This is a genomic window from Streptomyces sp. NPDC002076, assembly GCF_053593835.1.
The window spans coordinates 338,229-354,904 of the sequence record NZ_JBSFDI010000001.1; the positions used below are offsets into that span (position 1 = coordinate 338,229).

Here is a 16,676-nt window from a genome sequence, read left to right on the forward strand (position 1 = left end):
TGACCGCCCGTCGACCCGCTGTGGAGACAGTAGGGGGGATCTGTGAAATGCGGGAGCTCTTCCGATAAATAGATTGTTTCGGAACGGTGGTGTCAGTAGCGGGACCTATCCGAACACCTGCTCTCTTTCGGACAGTTCACGCCTTCCGGTAGCCGGGGTTCCGGATGCTCAGCTCCTGTTCAGGGACGCGCGGAGCCGTTCAGGATCGGTCGTCGGCGCGTCACAGGTGAAGTTACGGCAGACGTACGCGGTCGGTTCACCTTGGCGCAGGGGCCGGTCGGCGAGGAGCGGGAACTCGTCACTGTCCGCTGCGCCGACGGCTACGACGGCGCCCGGGGCGGTACCCAGAAGTGCCGTACGGTGCAGGGCCGTTGTCCGCTCGTCCGCGAAGTCGGGCCCTGGTCCGACGACGGCGATCTCCTTGGGCCCGTCGAGGAGGGCCTCGGCGACGGCGAGCCCCCAGCCGATGAACCGGGGCACGCGCGGCCCCAGGGTCTTCACGACCCCCAACGCCCGCTCGGCGGCGGTCCGGTGCGGCTCGGAACCGGTGTGCGCGGCATAGCCCAGCAGGGCACCGGCCGCCGCGGTCCAGCCCGACGGGGTGGCGTTGTCGGTGGGGTCCTGCGGCCGGCGGATGAGCCGCTCGGCGTCCGACGCGGTGTCGAAGAGCGCGCCGGTGCCGGGGTCGGTGAAGCGGGCGAGCACATGGTCGAGGAGCAGTCCGGCGAAATCCAGCCAGACGCCCTCGCCCGTCACGGACGCGAGCGCGAGGAAGCCCTCGGCGACGTCGGCGTAGTCCTCCAGCACGCCGGCGTTGGGGCCGACACGGCCGTCCTTGCTGGTCCGGGCGAGCCGGGCGTGCTCGTCGAGGTGCACCCGGACGAGCAGGTCGGCCGCGCCGAGGGCGGCCTCGACCAGGTCGGGCCGGTCGAAGTAGGCGCCGGTCTCGGCGAGGGCGGCGACGGCGAGGCCGTTCCAGGCGGCGACGACCTTGTCGTCCCTGCCGGGGGCGGGGCGCCCGGCGCGCTCGGCGAGGAGCCGCGCCCTGATGGAGGCGATCCTCTCGGCGTCGAAGACGGTGCTGCTCTGCGGGAGTTGGAGGACGGACTGCCCGTGCTCGAAGGTGCCCTCGTCGGTCACGCCGAAGTACCGGGCGGCGAGGTCGCCGTCCGCGTCCCCGAGCACGGCGCGCAGCCGCTCGGGCGTCCACACGTAGTACGCGCCCTCGATGTGCCGGCCCGTGCCGTCGTCGCTGTCGGCGTCGAGCGCGGAGGCGAACCCGCCCTCGTCGGTGCGCAGTTCACGCACGAGGAAGTCGGCGGTCTCCAGGGCTACACGCCGGGCGAGGTCCGATCCGGTGGCCCGCCACAGATGGGCGTACACGCGGCAGAGCAGCGCGTTGTCGTACAGCATCTTCTCGAAGTGCGGCACGATCCAGTCACGGTCGACGGAGTACCGGGCGAACCCGCCGCCGAGCTGGTCGTAGATGCCCCCGCGGGCCATCCGCTCACATGTGTCCTGCGCCATCTGCAGCGCGCCCTCGGCGCCGGTCCGGGCGTGATGCCGCAGCAGGAACTCCAGCACCATGGACGGCGGGAACTTGGGCGCCCCGCCGAATCCGCCGCGCTGTGGGTCGTACTCGCGGGTCAGCCCGAGGAGGGCCTGGGCGAGTTCCTGCTCGTCGGGTGCGCGGTCGCCCTGCCGGACGATCTCCCGCTGGGAAAGGTCGCGCACGATCTTCCCGGCGACCTCCGCGACCTCGTCACGGCGGGTGCTCCAGGCCTGCTGCACCCCTTCCAGCACCTGCCGGAAGGAGGGCATGCCGTGCCGGGGTGCGGGCGGGTAGTAGGTCCCGAAGTAGAAGGGCTCGGCGTCCGGGGTGAGGAAGACGGTCATGGGCCAGCCGCCCTGCCCGGTGGCGGCCTGCACGGCCTCCATGTAGACGGCGTCGACGTCGGGGCGTTCCTCGCGGTCGACCTTGATGGTGACGAAGTGCTCGTTGAGGTAGTCGGCGGTGGCCTGGTCCTCGAAGGATTCGTGGGCCATGACATGACACCAGTGACAGCTGGAATACCCGACGCTCAGCAGGACGGGTCTGTTCGCCCTGCGGGCCTCGTCGAAGGCCTCGGCCGACCAGGGCCACCAGTCGACGGGGTTGTCGGCGTGCTGGAGCAGATACGGGGACGTCTCATGGGCCAGTCGGTTCACCGTTCCACTCTCCCACGGGCTCGGGGACGGCGTAGAAGCGCAGGTTCATGGGGCGCGCGCCTTCGGGGGCGTCCTCGCGGAGGTGGCCGTAGCGGTCGAGCAGGGCGTGGTACTCCCGCATGAAGGCGAGCAGTTCCTCCCTGGTCAGCCACGTGCCGTGGCGCTGGATCTGGGCCCAGCCCTCGGGGCCGCGGTACTCCTGGTGGGCGCGGCGGTACAGGGCGCTGTCGAACTCGATCTTCAGATGGGCGAGCTGGGCGGCGGCCTCGTACTCCTCCGGGGTCATCGTGGCCGGGTCGGGTGTGGTGTGGCTGAACGGCAGCGAGCGCCACCACCGCTCCCGCCCGCCGGACTTCTCCGGGATCTCCTCGATGAGCCGCTGCTCGGCGAGTTTGCGCAGGTGGTAGCTGGTGGTGCCGGAGCTCTCGCCGAGTTCGCGGGCGAGGACGGTGGAGTTGGCCTCGCCGTGCCGGCCGAGGTATTCGAGGATCCGGCGGCGCAGGGGGTTGCCGAGGGATTTGTAGAGGGCGGTGCGCTCCAGGCTGGTCATCTCGGGCAGGCCGTCGGTCATGCGGTCACGGTAACCCCGAGAACCCTGAGAAGTCCCCGATGTCTGCCGAACTTTCTTTGCAGAACTTTCTCTGCGATCTACGGTGGAGGCAGTCGAGGGGTGACGAACGGGGAGGGTGTGAGCGCGACCATGACCGTGACGGTGACAGGGCGGAAGAGGTGGCCCTTGGTCCTGCTGGGGGCGGCGGCGGTCCTGCTGGTGCCGTGGATGGTGGTGCTGGCCCTGACCCTGCCGGGCAGCACCGAGGTGGACAACTGGCCCCTGGCCTGGATCGGCCTGGACGTCCTCATGGCGACGGGCTGCGCGGCGACGGCCCTGCTCGGCCTGCGGGGCGACCCGAGGTCCCGCCTGACGGCTTCGGCGACGGCATCGGTGGCGGTGCTGGACGCCTGGTTCGACATAACCACCGCGGGCACGGGCGCTCCGCTGGCCGAGGCGCTGCTGTGCGCGGTGGCGGAGGGGGTGCTGGCGGGGGCGTGCGTGCATCTGGCAGTGGGCAAGGGGCGGCGGACCGCCCGGCGCTGAGCGGCCGGAACATCCTCGGAGCGAGGTCTGCGGACTGGCGTCCGCGTTCCCTCGGACAGGCCGCCGCTCCCTCGCACCGCACGGAACACGCTCACAAGGACGTTGCCGCACCTCCCCAACTCCCCACCGGACACCACCCCTCCCGCTTCCGCGCCCCGCGAAGGACACTCGTGGACAAGGAAGTTGACGCCGGAGGGGGGCGGGGCATGCGGGACGGCCATCGGGCGGAAGCCGAGCGGCTACTGGTGCGGGCCGTCGAGGAGGAGGTACGGCGCTCGGGCGGGCGGATCGACGGGCAGCTGCTGCTGTCGCGAGCGCGCGGCGCGCTGGACGCGATGGCGGAGGCGGCCGGCGAGGAGTACGAGGCCTACGTCCATGCGCTGGACGAGACCGAGGCGGGCCGGCTGACCTTCGGGCAGCGCTACGCCCGCGAGGGCGCCGGAACCGCCCTGCTGGTGGCGGTGGTGGCCGCGGTGGCCGCGGCCGTGGCCGACCTCCTGCTCGGCACCGGCAGCGGTACGGCCGTCGGCGCGGGTGTCGCCGCGGGCGTGGTCGGTGCCGCCGCCTCCGTGGTGAAGGCGGCCGGTGCCCATCTGCCCGCCGCGCATCACCGCGCGGGCGCGGCCGGCCAGCCCGGCGGGCCCGAGCAGCTTCGGCTGCAGTGGCTGACCGCGCTGGAGGTGCGCGGCATCCGCCCGTTCCTCGACCAGCAGCGGGTGCTGACCGCCGCCACGGCCCGGAAGAAGAAGGGCGGCCCGGCGCTGCGCGGCGCGGACAAGAGCGCGGCGGCCCGCCGGCGTTCGGTGCTGGAGCAGTCGTTCGGGCAACTCCCGGACAGGGACGGCCCGTTCGCGGGACGCCGGGCGGAGCTGGCACGGATCCGGCAGTGGGCGCAGGCCGCCCGGGCGGCCACGGAGACCCGGCCCACGGTGGTCGTGCTGCACGGCGAGCCCGGCTCCGGCCGGACCACGCTCGCGGTGCGCGCGGCGCACGAGCTGCGGGACCACTTCCGCGGCGCGGTGATCGTGGATCTGCGCGGCGGCCGGCGGGAGGAGCCGCCCCTGTCGACCCGGGACGCCCTGCTGCATCTGCTCAACCGGCTCGGGGCTCCCCGTGAGCAGTTGCTGTTCCGCGAGCGGTCCGCCCCCGACCAGCAGGTCAAGCGGCTCGGCGAGCTGTACCACCAGCAGCTGTCCGGCCTGCCGGTGACGATCGTGCTGGACGACGCCTCGGACCCGGAGCAGGTGCGGGCGCTGGTCCCCGAGCGCTCCGACAGTCTGGTCCTGGTCACCGCCCGCACGGCCCTGGACCTGCCGGCGGATCTGCCGGCCTGGGTGCACGATCTGCCGGTCGAGGCGCTGGGCGCGGCGGGTGCCGAGGAACTGCTCGGGGCCGTCGCCGAGGACGCGTCGGGGCCGTACGACGCCGAGTCCGCCGACCGGATCCGGGACCTCACCGGCGGGCTGCCGCTGGCGCTCAGGATCGCGGGCTCCGCGCTCGGCCCGCGCTCGCCCCGGCAGCTGGCCACGGACCTGGGCGCGTACGGTCCGGTGGAGCCGGTGGAGCGTGCCCTGTGGCTGCGCTACACCGACCAGCCGGAGCCCGCGCGCCGGCTGCTGAGGAGGCTCGCGCTCGCGGGCCGGGCCTCGCTGGGCGCCGCGGCGGCCGCCGCGCTGCTCGCCACGGACGAGGCCGAGGCCACACGGCAGCTCGCCGACCTCGCCCGGGCCGGCCTCCTCGACCATGTGCGCGGCAGCCGCTACCGGCTGCACGACCTGGTGCGCGCCTTCGCCCAGGCCCGGCTGCTGGCCGAGGAGGACCCGGCCGAGCGTGCGGCGGCGCAGGAACGGCTGATCGTGAACTACGCGGACCTGGCCGACTCGGTGCTGCGCCTGGTCGACGGGAACATGTCGACGCGTTCGCACCAGTTCGGCCCGCACGGCTTCACCTCGCTGGACGAGGCGCTGCGCTGGCTGGACGACGAGTCCAGCTTCATCACCGCGGCCCTGCGGCACGCGGAGGGCGTGGACCAGAGAGCGGTGCAGAACCTGCTGGGCGCGCTGTGCGACTACTGCCTGCTGCGCGGCGACCTGTACCGGCTCGGGGAGATCAGCGAGCTGGCGCAGGCCGTGGACCAGGGGCTGCTGGTGCGCTCGGTGCAGTGGCGCACCGGGATCGCGGCCCGGCAGCTGGGCGAGCTGGACAAGGCGCGCGCCACGCTGGCCTCGGTGGTGGACCTGTACCGGGAGGCGCACCATGACGCGGGTGCGGCCCGCGCGCTGGGCTCGCTCGGGATCACCCTGCACCACCAGGGCCAGCTCACCGAGGCCGCCGCCAAGCTGCGGGAGGCGCTGGATCTGCAGGCGGCGCCGGAGCTGGCCACGGACCGGGCCTGGACGATGCACGCCCTGGCCGCAGTCCAGCGGGACCGGGGCCGGCTCGCGGAGGCGCTGGAGCTGCTCACCCGCTCCCTGGTCCTGCATCGCGAGGGCGGCTCGGTGCACGGCGAGGCCTGGGCGCACTTCCAGCTCGGCCAGCTGGCGCTGCGCATGGGGGACGTACCGCGCGCGGAGTCCGAGCTGCGGTCGGCCCTGGAGCGCTGCGGCCGGACACAGGACGCGCGCGGCGAGGCCTGGGCGCTGACCCAGCTGGCCCGGGCCCGTCTGGTGGCCGGCGACCCCGCACCGGCCGTCGAGGGCCTGCGGCGGGCCGCCGCCCGGCACCGGGACAACGAGGACGCGCGCGGCGAGGCGTGGACGCTGTACTACCTGGGCCAGGCGCTGGAGGAGGCCGGCGACCTGGATCCGGCGGTGCGCGACATGGAGCGGTCCCGCACGATGTTCTCCCGGATGCGCGACGTCTACGGCCTGGCCTGCGCCCGGCACCACTCGGCCCGGGTCACCCGCGACCAGCGGGCCGCGCAGACCGGCTCGCTGCGCAACTCCGGCTTCGCCCGGCAGCTCCTGGTGGACGCCCGCGCCGACTTCCAGCGGATCGGCGTCGCGCACGGGGAGGCGTGGACGTGCCTGGAGCTGGCGGTGGTCGACGCGGGCAACGCCCGTACCCAGGCCGCGCTGGCCCTCGCCGACGAGGCGCTGGACCTGTTCGTCTCCTACGGCGACCGGCGCGGCGAGGACTGGGCCCGCTTTCTGCGCTGCACCCTGCTGCCCTACGCGGCGCCCGGCGGGGTGGAGGTGGGCACGGCGGTGGCCCAGGAGGAGCTGGCCCGGCTGGCCCGCGCCGGCCATCCCCTGCGGGACGAGAAGCTGGCCGACTACGTCCCGGCGTACGCCCTGCTGCTGGAGCGCGGGGTCAGCCTGGAGGACGGCTGGCAGGCCTGGCGGCTGCGCATGACGCCGGACCGCCACGCCCGGGAGGTGATGGGGGTGGCGGTACCGGCGGCGCGCTGACGCCCGGGGTCAGCCCCGCTCGGCCGCGGAGTCGGCCTTCTCGGTGCGCTCGGCCTCGCGGTCCGGGGACTCCTTGAAGTCGACCTTGTTCATGTGCTTGCTCATCGACTTCATCAGTCCCCACACCGCCAGGGCCATCACCGCGAAGACGATGAAGCCGAGGACACCGGGGGTGACCTTGTTCTCGTCGACCTCCTTGGCGAGGGGGACGAGGTGCGTCACTGCCAGGCTCACGCTTGCGCTCATGTCAGGCATTGTCGCGGATGCCCGCGAAGAGGTCGTCCTCGGGGAGGGAGGTGTCCACGAGAGACTTCGCCAGCTCGTACTCCTCCGTCGGCCAGACCTCCTTCTGCAGCTCCATCGGCACCTTGAACCAGCCGCCGTCGGGGTCGATCTGCGTGGCGTGCGCGATCAGCGCCTTGTCGCGGATCTCGAAGAAGTCCGCGCACGGAATGTGCGTGGTCAGCGTGCGCTCGGCGCGCTCGAACTCCTTCCAGCGCTTGAGCCACTCCCCGTACGGCGACTCCAGGCCCCGGTCGAGCATCGCCTGGTGCAGCGCCTCGGTGCGGGGGCGGTTGAAGCCCTGGTTGTAGTACAGCTTCTGCGGCTGGTAGGCGGGGCCGTACTCGGCCTCCGGGTACTTCTCGGTGTCCGCCGCGCCGTCGAACGCCACCATGGAGATCTTGTGGGTCATGATGTGGTCGGGGTGCGGGTAGCCGCCGTTCTCGTCGTAGGTGGTGATCACCTGCGGGCGGAAGGCGCGGATCCTGCGGACCAGCTCGCCGGCCGCCTTGTCGACGTCCTCCAGGGCGAAGCAGCCCTCGGGCAGCGGCGGCAGCGGGTCGCCCTCGGGCAGGCCGGAGTCGACGAAGCCGAGCCACTCCTGCCTGACCCCGAGAATCTCGCGGGCCTCGTCCATCTCCTTCTTGCGTACCTCGTGGATGTGCTCCTCGATGTACGTGTCGCCCTGCAGCTTCGGATTGAGGATGGATCCGCGCTCTCCGCCGGTGCACGTCACCACCAGCACGTCCACCCCCTCGGACACGTACTTCGCCATGGTGGCCGCGCCCTTGCTCGACTCGTCGTCGGGGTGCGCGTGAACGGCCATCAGTCGCAACTGGTCAGTCAAGACTCAATCCTCGGTAAGTCGGCGCCCCGTGGTCCCGGCGCGATCGGCGGCTTCTATAGTGACGGAATCGGGGGGCGAATAATTCCGCGGAGAGGACGATCATGAGCACGGCGAGCGCGCGGCTGCCCGAGGGCCGCTACGGCCGTTCCTCGGACGAGCGTGCGGACCGCAAGCTCAAGGTCGCCGGTGCGGTGCTCGGCGCGGCCCTGCTCGCACTGGTCGGATACTTTGCGTACCACTATGTCGTGGAGAGCAGGATCAGCGCCCAGGTGATCGCCTTCGACGCCACGGACAACGCGGTCGAGGTGCATCTGGAGGTCCACAAGGACTCCGGCACCTCGGGCTACTGCACCCTGCGCTCCCAGGCGGCGGACGGCTCCGAGGTGGGCCGGGCCGACTTCCGCTTCACCGGGTCGGCCACACGCATCGACAAGGTCGTCACGCTGCGTACCACGGCGAAGGGCACCACGGCCGAGCTGCTCGGCTGCCATACCGGCTGACCGGGGCCGGCCGGACACTCACCGGCTTCACCCGGAATACGTACACGCTGACCTGCGTTGATGTGATTCTGATGGCTTATGTCCTCCCCCTTCCGGCCTTGAATTGTTAGGCTCGTGGTTTCGCCCATCCAAGAGGGAACATTCTTCTGGGTAGGGCGATGCTTTGTATTCCCAGTACCGACGAGGAGCACCCTGTGACCCAGACCAGCGAGAACGTCACCTGGCTGACCCAGGAGGCGTACAACAAGCTCAAGGACGAGCTTGAGTACCTTACTGGTCCTGCGCGCACGGAGATCGCCGCCAAGATCGCGGCCGCGCGCGAGGAGGGCGACCTGCGTGAGAACGGCGGGTACCACGCGGCCAAGGAGGAGCAGGGCAAGCAGGAGCTGCGCGTGCGGCAGCTCACCCAGCTTCTCGAGAACGCCAAGGTGGGCGAGGCTCCGGCCTCCACCGACGGTGCCGTCGCGCCGGGCATGGTCGTCACGATCGCCTTCGACGGTGACGAGGACGACACGATGACGTTCCTGCTCGCCTCCCGCGAGTACGCGAGCGCCGACATCGAGACGTACTCGCCGCAGTCCCCGCTGGGCGCCGGTGTCATCGGCCACAAGGTCGGCGAGGACGCGGAGTACGAACTGCCGAACGGCAAGAAGGCCTCGGTGACGATCCTGAAGGCCGAGCCGTACTCGGGCTGATCCACCCACCCGACATGACCTCGGGCCCCCGGGTGTCCGCCGGATTCCGCCGGACCCCGGGGGCTTTGCCGTGCCGCTACCGGCCGGCCGGTGGCGGCATGTCCTGCTCGGTCCAGATGGTCTTGCCGGCGCGTGTGTAGCGCGTGCCCCACTGGTGGGTCATCTGGGCGATGATGAACAGCCCCCGTCCTCCCTCCTCGTCGCTCGCGGCGTGCCGCAGATTGGGCGCGGTGTGGCCGGTGTCGGAGACCTCGCAGATCAGGGTCCGGTCGCGGATCAGGCGTACGCGGATCGGCCCGCCGACGTAGCGGATGGCGTTGGTGACCAGTTCGCTGACGACGAGCTCGGTGGTGAAGGCCAGGTCGTCCAGCCCCCAGTCGCCGAGCTGCTTGGTGACGGCGGTGCGGATGGTGGCCACCGCCGCCGGGTCCGGACGTATCGACCACTCGGCGAACTGGTTCCGGTCGAGCAGGCGGGTTCTGACCATGAGCAGCGTCGCGTCCACGTCCACCGGCCCGGGCAGCAGCGTGGCCACCGCCCTGTCGCACAGCGCCGCCAAGGACGCCCGGCCGTCGGCCAGGACGCGGGACAGCTGCGCGAGCCCGGCGGCGCGGTCCTCGGCCGCCTGGAGGAGGCCGTCCGTGCAGAGGGCGACGAGACTGCCCGGCGCGAGATCCAGTTCCGCGCTCTGGTAGGGCAGGCCACCGATTCCCAGCGGCGGCCCGCTCGGCAGCTCCGGATAGCCGACGACGCCCGTGTGCGGGTCGACGACCGCCAGCACCGGCTCCCCGGCCCGCGCGAGACCGCACTTCCCCGAGAAGGGGTCGTACACGGCGTACAGGCAGCTCACGCCGAGGGCCTCGTCGGCGTGCGGCCTGCGGTGGCCCGGGCCTCGGTCGGGCCCGCCCTCGTGCGTGGTCTGCTCGACCAGGTCGTCCATCCGGGACAGCACCTCGTCCGGGCTCAGGTCCAGCCGGGCCAGCACGCGCACTCCGGTACGCAGGCGCCCCATGGTGGCCGCGGCACGCATGCCGTGACCGAGCACGTCTCCGACGACCAAACCGACCCGCTTTCCCGACAGGGGGATGACGTCGTACCAGTCGCCGCCCACGCCGGACCCGCTGTCGGCGGGCTGGTAGCGGCTCGCCGAGTCGACGGCGGTGTGTGCCGGCAGGTGGCGCGGCAGCAGACTGCGCTGGAGTTTGAGGGCCACGGTATGGCCATGGGTGACCACCGGCATCAGCAGGAGACCGATCAGCAGGGCGCCCAGGCCCAGGACGGTGACCCCGCCCGTCCGGCCGATCAGCGGCAGGTCGACGGCGGTCGTGCCGTACCCGGGTTTCGCGTAGACGACGAAGGCGGCGTAGAGGAACAGCGAGATCATCGTCAGCCCGCCCAGCGCCGGCAGTATGCCCTTGAAGACCAGGTCCCTGATGCTGCGGGTGAGGATCTTGCGGTAGTACCAGACGCAGGCGAAGCCGGTCACCGAGTACTGGAAAGCGATCGCGAGACCGATCGAGTCGATCGAGTCGGCCAGGATGTTCTGGCTGCCCGACGCCAGCAGGGCGAACAGGGCGATCGAGGCCGCTCCTATGCCGACCGTGCCCCAGGTCGGGGTGAGGAACCTGCGGTGGATCCGGGCGAGCCGGGCGGGGATCGCCTTGTGGACCGCCATGGAGAAGACGGTCCTGGACAGGGGCAGGATGGTCGTCTCGGCGGAGGCCAGCGCCGAGGTCAGCACCATCAGAATCAGCAGTCTCGACAGGATCAGCCCGGTGTCGCTTCTCCCGAACACGGCCTCGCCCAGCCCGGAGAGCACATCGTCCGAGTCACGCTTGCCGAGCCCGATGCCCGACGTGCCGACTCCCGCGAACGCCTGCGCGGAAGTGGACACCAGGCCGTACATGATCAGGAGCAGCACGGTGGACAGCACCGCGGCGCGCCCGGGGATGCGCGTGCTGTCGACGGTTTCCTCATTGACCGTGAACGTGGTGTCCCAGCCCCAGTAGATGAAGACCCCCGCGAGGATGCCGGAGGTCAGGGCCCTGGCCGAGGGCACCTCGAACGGGTTGAACCAGGAGGCGGACACATGGATCGCCGTCGGGGGCGGGTCGGTGTAGACCCTCACCAGCGCCGCGACGGCGAAAGCGGTCAGCATCACCACTTCCAGGCACAGCAGCCAGCGCTGGACGGCCGCCGAGAACTCGATGCCGACGTAGCAGATCACGGTGAGCACGGCGATCCAGACCATGCCCGCCACGGTGGTCCACAACCGGTTCTCCGCCAGTCCGTTCAGGCCCGCCAGCCGGAAGCCGTAGGCGGCGGAGATGTCGGCGAGGTTCGCCATGACGATGATGTTGGCGACGATGAGGCCCCAGCCGCCCATCCAGCCGACGCGCGGTCCGAAGGTGCGCGTGGCCCAGGTGAAGGTGGTCCCGCAGTCCGCGTTGCCCGCGTTGAGCTCCCGGAAGGCGTAGGCGACCAGCAGCATCGGGATGAACGCCAGCATGGTGACGATCGGGGCCTGCAGTCCGACCCCGGCCACGATGATGCCCAGCGTGGCGGCCAGGCTGTACGCCGGGCCGGCGGAGGCAAGGCCCATGGTCACCGAGGAGAACATGCCCAGGGCGTCGGTCTTGAGCCCCTTCCGGCGAGCCCCCGTCCCGGGAGCGGGGAGGCCCGGGGACACGGTGCCGCCAAAGTGCCTCACACTTGATTGCACCGCCGGTTCCCATGCCTCCGCAACAGCACGGAGGCAGCCCGACGCGGCAGTCGAACGCTCGACTAGCTGATCATGTCCATGTACAGTCAGTGAAGATCATGGGCGATCTCGGCGGGGCGGGGCGCCCCGGCAAGGGTGAACAGGCGGTCGTGTCCCTCACAAGGCTCTCGAAGACATCACCGTCTCGAAGAGAGATCAATTGAACACGGCTGAGAAGATTGCGGCGGGCTCGTGAACGCTGCCGCCACCGAACAGGCCAAAGTGGCGAGGATCCGGCTCGCCTCGGTCGCCGGGGTGCTCCGATGCCCGCATCTGTGGCTCGGCGCCGCGCTGTTCGTGATCTACGCGGTGCTGTCGGTCGCCAGGTTCGAGCGGTTCGCCACCAGTTCATGGGACCTGTCGATCTTCGAGCAGGTCGTGTCCTCCTACGCGCATCTCCGGGCACCGATAGCCACGATCAAGGGGCCGGGTTTCAATATCCTCGGTGACCACTTCAGCCCCGCCCTGGTGGTTCTCGCGCCCGTCTACCGGCTCTTCCCGACACCGGTGACGCTCCTGGTCGTACAGGCCGCGCTGTTCGCCTGCTCGGCCGCGGTGGTCTCGGCGACCGCGGAGGAGGTCCTCGGCCGCGCCAAGGGGATTCTGCTGGGGGCCGCGTACGGCCTGTCGTGGGGTGTGCAGAAGGCGATCGATTTCGACTTCCACGAGATATGCCTGGCCATGCCGCTGCTCGCCCTGGCCCTGCGGTCGCTCGTGCTCGGCCGGTGGCGCCGCGCGGCCTGGTGGAGCGCGCCGCTGGTGCTGGTGAAGGAGGACCTGGGGCTGACCGTCGCCGCAATCGGCCTGTGCCTGTTCCTGGCAGGTCAACGGCGTCTCGGGGCCGCGCTGGGGGCGTTCGGGGCGGCTGCGACCGCGGTGGTGATGACGGTGATCATTCCGTGGTTCAACACGAACGGGGACTACGACTACTGGGGGAAGGTCAGCCACGGTTCCGGGGCGGGCGGTCTCACCGACGGCATCGGGACGAAGACCGAGACCTTGCTGTGGGTGCTCGGGGTGACCGCCTTCCTCGTGCTGCGGTCCCAGCTCGTGCTGATCGCCCTGCCGACCCTGGGGTGGCGTTTCCTGGCGGACGATCCGAACTACTGGGGGCGGGACTGGCATTACAGCGCGGTGCTCATGCCGATCGTGTTCGTCGCGCTGATCGACGGCATCCGCCGCGCCGAGGCCTCTCCGCGGGACTGGGTGCGCGGGTACGCGCGTGGCGGGGTGGCCGCCGCGACGGCGGTCGCCGGCACGCTGTGTCTGCAACTGCCAGTACGCGGGCTGCTGGACTCCGGCACCTTCGACGGCGGCCCACGGGCCGAGGCCGGCGCGCAAGCCGTACGGCTCATACCGTCCGGGGTGAGCGTGGAGGCGAACACCGGACTCATGGCGCATCTCGCGGGCCGCACCCAGGTGTACTGGGTCGGCAACACCGGGCGAGTGGTGCCGCAGTACATCGCCCTGGATCTGGCATCGGGCTGGTCGTCCCCGATCAAGGACGTCACGGGTTACGCGAACGGACTGCACCCGGGCACCCGGTACCGGCTGGTGTTCAACGACCAGCAGTACGCGGTACTCACCCGAACGTAGCCCGACGCACCTCGGGGAACCCGATGGCCGACGGCGGCGCGGGGGGTGGAAAGCCCCCCTCCGCCCGGAGGGGGGCCGATGCGGGGCGGCTGAGCCGTCAACCGTGCGCCCGGCGGTACTTGCGGACCGCCAGCGTACGGAAGACCAGGATGATCACGACCGACCAGATCAGTGAGGCCCACACGGGGTGCTGCATGGGCCAGGCGCCGGACGCCTGGAAGCCCGGGGGAAGGTTGCCGAACAGTTCGCGACTCGCCTGCACGGTGGCGCTGAACGGGTTCCACTCCGCGATGTGCCGCAGGAAAGCCGGCATCTGGTTCGCGTCCACGAACGCGTTCGAGATGAACGTCAGCGGGAACAGCCAGATCAGGCCTCCCGAGGTAGCCGCTTCGGGAGTGCGCACGGACAGGCCGATGAGCGCGCCGATCCAGGAGAACGCGTACCCGAGCAGCAGGAGCAGGCCGAATCCGGCGAGCACCTTGCCCACGTTCTCATGGGTGCGCCAGCCGACCAGGAGGGCGACGACCGCGAGGACGAGCAGGGTCAGTGCCGTCTGTACCAGGTCGGCGAGGGTGCGCCCGGTCAGCACCGCGCCGCGTGCCATCGGCAGCGAGCGGAACCGGTCGATGAGGCCCTTGTGCATGTCGTCGGCGATGCCGGCACCGGCGCCGGCCGTGGCGAACGTGACCGTCTGGGCGAAGATGCCGGCCATCAGGAACTCACGGTAGGCCTGGGTGGAGTTGGACGACCCGACCTGGATCGAGCCGCCGAAGACATAGGTGAACAGCACCACGAACATGATGGGCTGGATCAGCCCGAAGACGAGCATCTCGGGAATCCGGCCCATGCGGATCAGGTTCCGGCGGGCGATGACCAGGGAATCGCTCACGGCGCTCACTTCACGGTCTCCTTGTCCTTCGCCTCGGCCTGGTCGGCCTGGTCGGTTGCCTCGGCCACGTGTCCCGTCAGCGACAGGAAGACGTCGTCGAGGGTCGGGCGACGCAGCCCGATGTCGTCGATCTCGATCCCGCGGGTGTCCAGCTCACGGATGATCTCGGCGAGCAGCTTGGCGCCGCCGGTCACCGGGACCGTGAGCTTTCGGGTGTGCTCCTCGACCGTGACCTCGCCCTTGCCGAAGCCGCGCAACACCTCGGTGGCGGTCGCGATGTGCTCGCGCTCGTGCACCACGACCTCGACGCGCTCGCCGCCGGTGCGGGCCTTGAGCTGGTCGGAGGTGCCCTGGGCGATGACCCGGCCGTGGTCGACCACCGCGATGTCGTGCGCGAGGTGGTCGGCCTCCTCCAGGTACTGCGTGGTGAGCAGCAGTGTCGTACCGCTGGAGACGAGCTGTTTGATGACCTCCCACAGCTGCTGGCGGTTGCGCGGGTCCAGACCGGTCGTCGGCTCGTCCATGAACATCACCGGCGGCGAGACCACAAGGGCCGCGGCGAGGTCGAGCCGGCGGCGCATGCCTCCGGAGTAGGTCTTGGTGGGGCGGTCGGCGGCGTCCGCGAGGTTGAACTGCTCCAGCAGCTCCTCCGCGCGCGCCTTCGCCGCCTTGCCCTTCATCTGGTACAGCTGCCCGACCATCACCAGGTTCTCCCGGCCGGTCAGATACTCGTCCACCGCCGCGAACTGGCCGGACAGGCCGATGGAGCGGCGTACGGCGTCGGGGTCCTTCAGTACGTCCACGCCCGCGACGACCGCCCTGCCGCTGTCGGGGCGCAGGAGGGTGGTCAGGCAGCGGACGGTCGTCGTCTTACCGGCGCCGTTCGGCCCGAGAAGGCCGAGGACCGTGCCCTCGGGCACGTCCAGGTCTACGCCGTCGAGAGCCCTTACGTCGCCGAAGGTCTTCACCAGGCCTTCGGCATGGATGGCGCCTGGCATGTCTGTCTCCACGTCATCGGGGTCGTCGTCCGGGATTCTTCGGAAGACCGTCCACACCATAACGCGATGTATCGCGTTCCTCAATGGGGTGGATCGGGGATTGACTCGAACGAGTGGCCGATCAGTATCAGGCCCGCCGTCGGGCTCTCAGCCGATGACGGTGTAACCCGCGTCGTGCAGGGCCTGGCCGACCTCGGCGCAGTGCGCCGGGCCCTTCGTCTCGAGGTGCAGCTCCACCTCCGCCTCCGTGAGCCCGAGCCGGGGGTCGGTTCGTACGTGGCTCACGTCGAGGACATTAGCGTCGGCCACTGACAACACCCCGAGGAGTGTGGCGAGAGCGCCCGGGCGGTCCGTCAGCCGAAGCCGAACGGCCAGGTAGCGGCCCTGTGCGGCCATGCCGTGCCGCAGCACGCGCTGCATCAGCACCGGGTCCACGTTCCCGCCGGAGAGCACCGCGACGACCGGCCCCTCGAAGGTGCCCGGCGCGGCCAGCAGCGCCGCGACCGGGCTCGCCCCGGCCGGCTCCACGACCAGCTTGGCCCGCTCCAGGCACAGCAGCAGCGCGGCCGACAGCTGGTCCTCGCTGACCGTGCGCACCTCGTCGACCAGGTCCCTGACGATCCCGAACGGCACCAGGCCGGGCCGCCCCACCTTGATGCCGTCGGCCATCGTCGCCGGGCTCTCCACCGACACCGGATGCCCGGCGGCCAGCGAGGGCGGGTAGGCCGCCGCGCCCTCCGCCTGTACGCCCACGATCCTGACGTCCGGCCGGATCGCCTTCACCGCCACCGCGATGCCGGCCGCGAGTCCGCCACCGCCGATTCCGACGACGATCGAGCGTACCTCCGGGCACTGCTCCAGGATCTCCAGGCCGACCGTGCCCTGACCGGCGATCACGTCCGGGTGGTCGAAGGGGTGGATGAACACCGCCCCCGTCTCGGCCGCGTACTCCTCGGCGGCGGCCAGCGTCTCGTCGACCACCTGGCCGTGCAGGCGCACCTCGGCGCCGTAGTCGCCGGTCGCGCTGATCTTGGGCAGCGGGGCGCCCTTCGGCATGAACACCGTGGAGTGCACCCCGAGCAACGAGGAGGCCAGCGCCACGCCCTGCGCGTGGTTCCCGGCGCTCGCGGCCACCACCCCGGCCGCCCGCTCCTCCGGCAGCAGCCCGGCGATCCGCACATAGGCGCCGCGCAGTTTGAACGAACCGGTGCGCTGCAGGTTCTCGCACTTCAGATGCACCGGTGCGCCGACGAGTTGGGTCAGGTGCCGGCTGCCCTCCATCGCGGTCACCCGCGCCACACCCGAGAGCATCTTCTGCGCTCCGCGCACATCGTCCAGGGTGACGGAACGCAAGGAGTCAGCCGTGCCGTAGCTCATGACTCCAGCATCGCAGT

13 protein-coding genes are annotated in these 16,676 nt (G+C 71.0%); 5 read left to right on the forward strand and 8 right to left on the reverse strand.

Features of this window, described 5'->3' with window-relative positions; all coding sequences use genetic code 11:
* Positions 1-168: 168 nt before the first annotated feature.
* Both ACWCQS_RS01600 and ACWCQS_RS01605 read right to left on the reverse strand, forming a co-directional pair.
* Complete coding sequence (locus tag ACWCQS_RS01600) at positions 169-2,208, reverse strand: thioredoxin domain-containing protein (RefSeq protein WP_451002606.1); 2,040 nt, start codon at positions 2,206-2,208, stop codon at positions 169-171.
* Positions 2,189-2,779, reverse strand: coding sequence for an ArsR/SmtB family transcription factor (locus ACWCQS_RS01605; RefSeq protein ID WP_451002607.1), 591 nt, complete (start codon positions 2,777-2,779; stop codon positions 2,189-2,191). Before ACWCQS_RS01605 ends, ACWCQS_RS01600 begins: the two co-directional genes overlap by 20 nt.
* A 99-nt stretch (positions 2,780-2,878) precedes the next feature.
* Here ACWCQS_RS01605 and ACWCQS_RS01610 point away from each other — a divergent pair, with 99 nt between their 5' ends.
* Together ACWCQS_RS01610 and ACWCQS_RS01615 are read left to right on the forward strand one after the other, a co-directional pair.
* Positions 2,879-3,304, forward strand: a complete 426-nt coding sequence (locus tag ACWCQS_RS01610; RefSeq protein ID WP_451002608.1) for a hypothetical protein — start codon at positions 2,879-2,881, stop codon at positions 3,302-3,304.
* A gap of 206 nt (positions 3,305-3,510) precedes the next feature.
* Entirely contained in the window at positions 3,511-6,714 is a 3,204-nt protein-coding gene (locus ACWCQS_RS01615) for a tetratricopeptide repeat protein (RefSeq protein ID WP_451003005.1), read from the forward strand.
* 9 nt (positions 6,715-6,723) lie between these two features.
* Here the strand turns inward: ACWCQS_RS01615 and ACWCQS_RS01620 are convergent, their stop codons facing one another.
* Both ACWCQS_RS01620 and mca read right to left on the reverse strand, forming a co-directional pair.
* Positions 6,724-6,969, reverse strand: coding sequence for a hypothetical protein (locus ACWCQS_RS01620; protein WP_451002609.1), 246 nt, complete (start codon positions 6,967-6,969; stop codon positions 6,724-6,726).
* Positions 6,962-7,843 (reverse strand): mycothiol conjugate amidase Mca, encoded by an 882-nt coding sequence (mca, locus tag ACWCQS_RS01625; RefSeq protein WP_450981661.1) that lies wholly within the window; start codon positions 7,841-7,843, stop codon positions 6,962-6,964. The genes ACWCQS_RS01620 and mca overlap by 8 nt, the downstream gene beginning before the upstream one ends.
* A 101-nt stretch (positions 7,844-7,944) precedes the next feature.
* Here mca and ACWCQS_RS01630 point away from each other — a divergent pair, with 101 nt between their 5' ends.
* Together ACWCQS_RS01630 and greA are read left to right on the forward strand one after the other, a co-directional pair.
* Positions 7,945-8,343, forward strand: coding sequence for a DUF4307 domain-containing protein (locus ACWCQS_RS01630; protein WP_451002610.1), 399 nt, complete (start codon positions 7,945-7,947; stop codon positions 8,341-8,343).
* Positions 8,344-8,537: 194 nt separating this feature from the next.
* On the forward strand, positions 8,538-9,038 hold the full coding sequence (gene greA, locus ACWCQS_RS01635) for a transcription elongation factor GreA (RefSeq protein ID WP_450981659.1): 501 nt from the start codon (positions 8,538-8,540) through the stop codon (positions 9,036-9,038).
* A 76-nt stretch (positions 9,039-9,114) separates the two neighbouring features.
* Here the strand turns inward: greA and ACWCQS_RS01640 are convergent, their stop codons facing one another.
* Entirely contained in the window at positions 9,115-11,658 is a 2,544-nt protein-coding gene (locus ACWCQS_RS01640) for an amino acid permease (RefSeq protein ID WP_451002611.1), read from the reverse strand.
* Positions 11,659-11,991: 333 nt separating this feature from the next.
* On the opposite strand from ACWCQS_RS01640, the gene ACWCQS_RS01645 reads away from it, so the two are divergent.
* Entirely contained in the window at positions 11,992-13,395 is a 1,404-nt protein-coding gene (locus ACWCQS_RS01645) for a DUF2079 domain-containing protein (RefSeq protein WP_451002612.1), read from the forward strand.
* 97 nt (positions 13,396-13,492) lie between these two features.
* On the opposite strand, the gene ACWCQS_RS01650 is transcribed toward ACWCQS_RS01645, so the two are convergent.
* The 3 genes from ACWCQS_RS01650 to ilvA all read right to left on the reverse strand — a co-directional run bounded on the left by ACWCQS_RS01650 (position 13,493) and on the right by ilvA (position 16,659).
* Positions 13,493-14,293, reverse strand: coding sequence for an ABC transporter permease (locus ACWCQS_RS01650; protein ID WP_450981656.1), 801 nt, complete (start codon positions 14,291-14,293; stop codon positions 13,493-13,495).
* Positions 14,290-15,282, reverse strand: a complete 993-nt coding sequence (locus ACWCQS_RS01655) for an ATP-binding cassette domain-containing protein (RefSeq protein ID WP_451002613.1) — start codon at positions 15,280-15,282, stop codon at positions 14,290-14,292. Before ACWCQS_RS01655 ends, ACWCQS_RS01650 begins: the two co-directional genes overlap by 4 nt.
* A gap of 147 nt (positions 15,283-15,429) precedes the next feature.
* Complete coding sequence (gene ilvA / locus ACWCQS_RS01660) at positions 15,430-16,659, reverse strand: threonine ammonia-lyase (protein ID WP_451002614.1); 1,230 nt, start codon at positions 16,657-16,659, stop codon at positions 15,430-15,432.
* Between the last annotated feature and the right edge of the window lie 17 nt (positions 16,660-16,676).

Excerpts from the sequence above, each read along its gene's own strand:
- ACWCQS_RS01655 (WP_451002613.1), bottom strand. The coding sequence starts at position 15,282 with ATGCCAGGCGCCATCCATGCCGAAGGCCTGGTGAAGACCTTCGGCGAC.
- ACWCQS_RS01620 (WP_451002609.1), bottom strand. The coding sequence starts at position 6,969 with ATGCCTGACATGAGCGCAAGCGTGAGCCTGGCAGTGACGCACCTCGTC.
- ACWCQS_RS01605 (WP_451002607.1), bottom strand. The coding sequence starts at position 2,779 with ATGACCGACGGCCTGCCCGAGATGACCAGCCTGGAGCGCACCGCCCTC.
- ACWCQS_RS01640 (WP_451002611.1), bottom strand. The coding sequence starts at position 11,658 with ATGTTCTCCTCGGTGACCATGGGCCTTGCCTCCGCCGGCCCGGCGTAC.
- ACWCQS_RS01615 (WP_451003005.1), top strand. The coding sequence starts at position 3,511 with ATGCGGGACGGCCATCGGGCGGAAGCCGAGCGGCTACTGGTGCGGGCC.
- ACWCQS_RS01630 (WP_451002610.1), top strand. The coding sequence starts at position 7,945 with ATGAGCACGGCGAGCGCGCGGCTGCCCGAGGGCCGCTACGGCCGTTCC.
- ilvA (WP_451002614.1), bottom strand. The coding sequence starts at position 16,659 with ATGAGCTACGGCACGGCTGACTCCTTGCGTTCCGTCACCCTGGACGAT.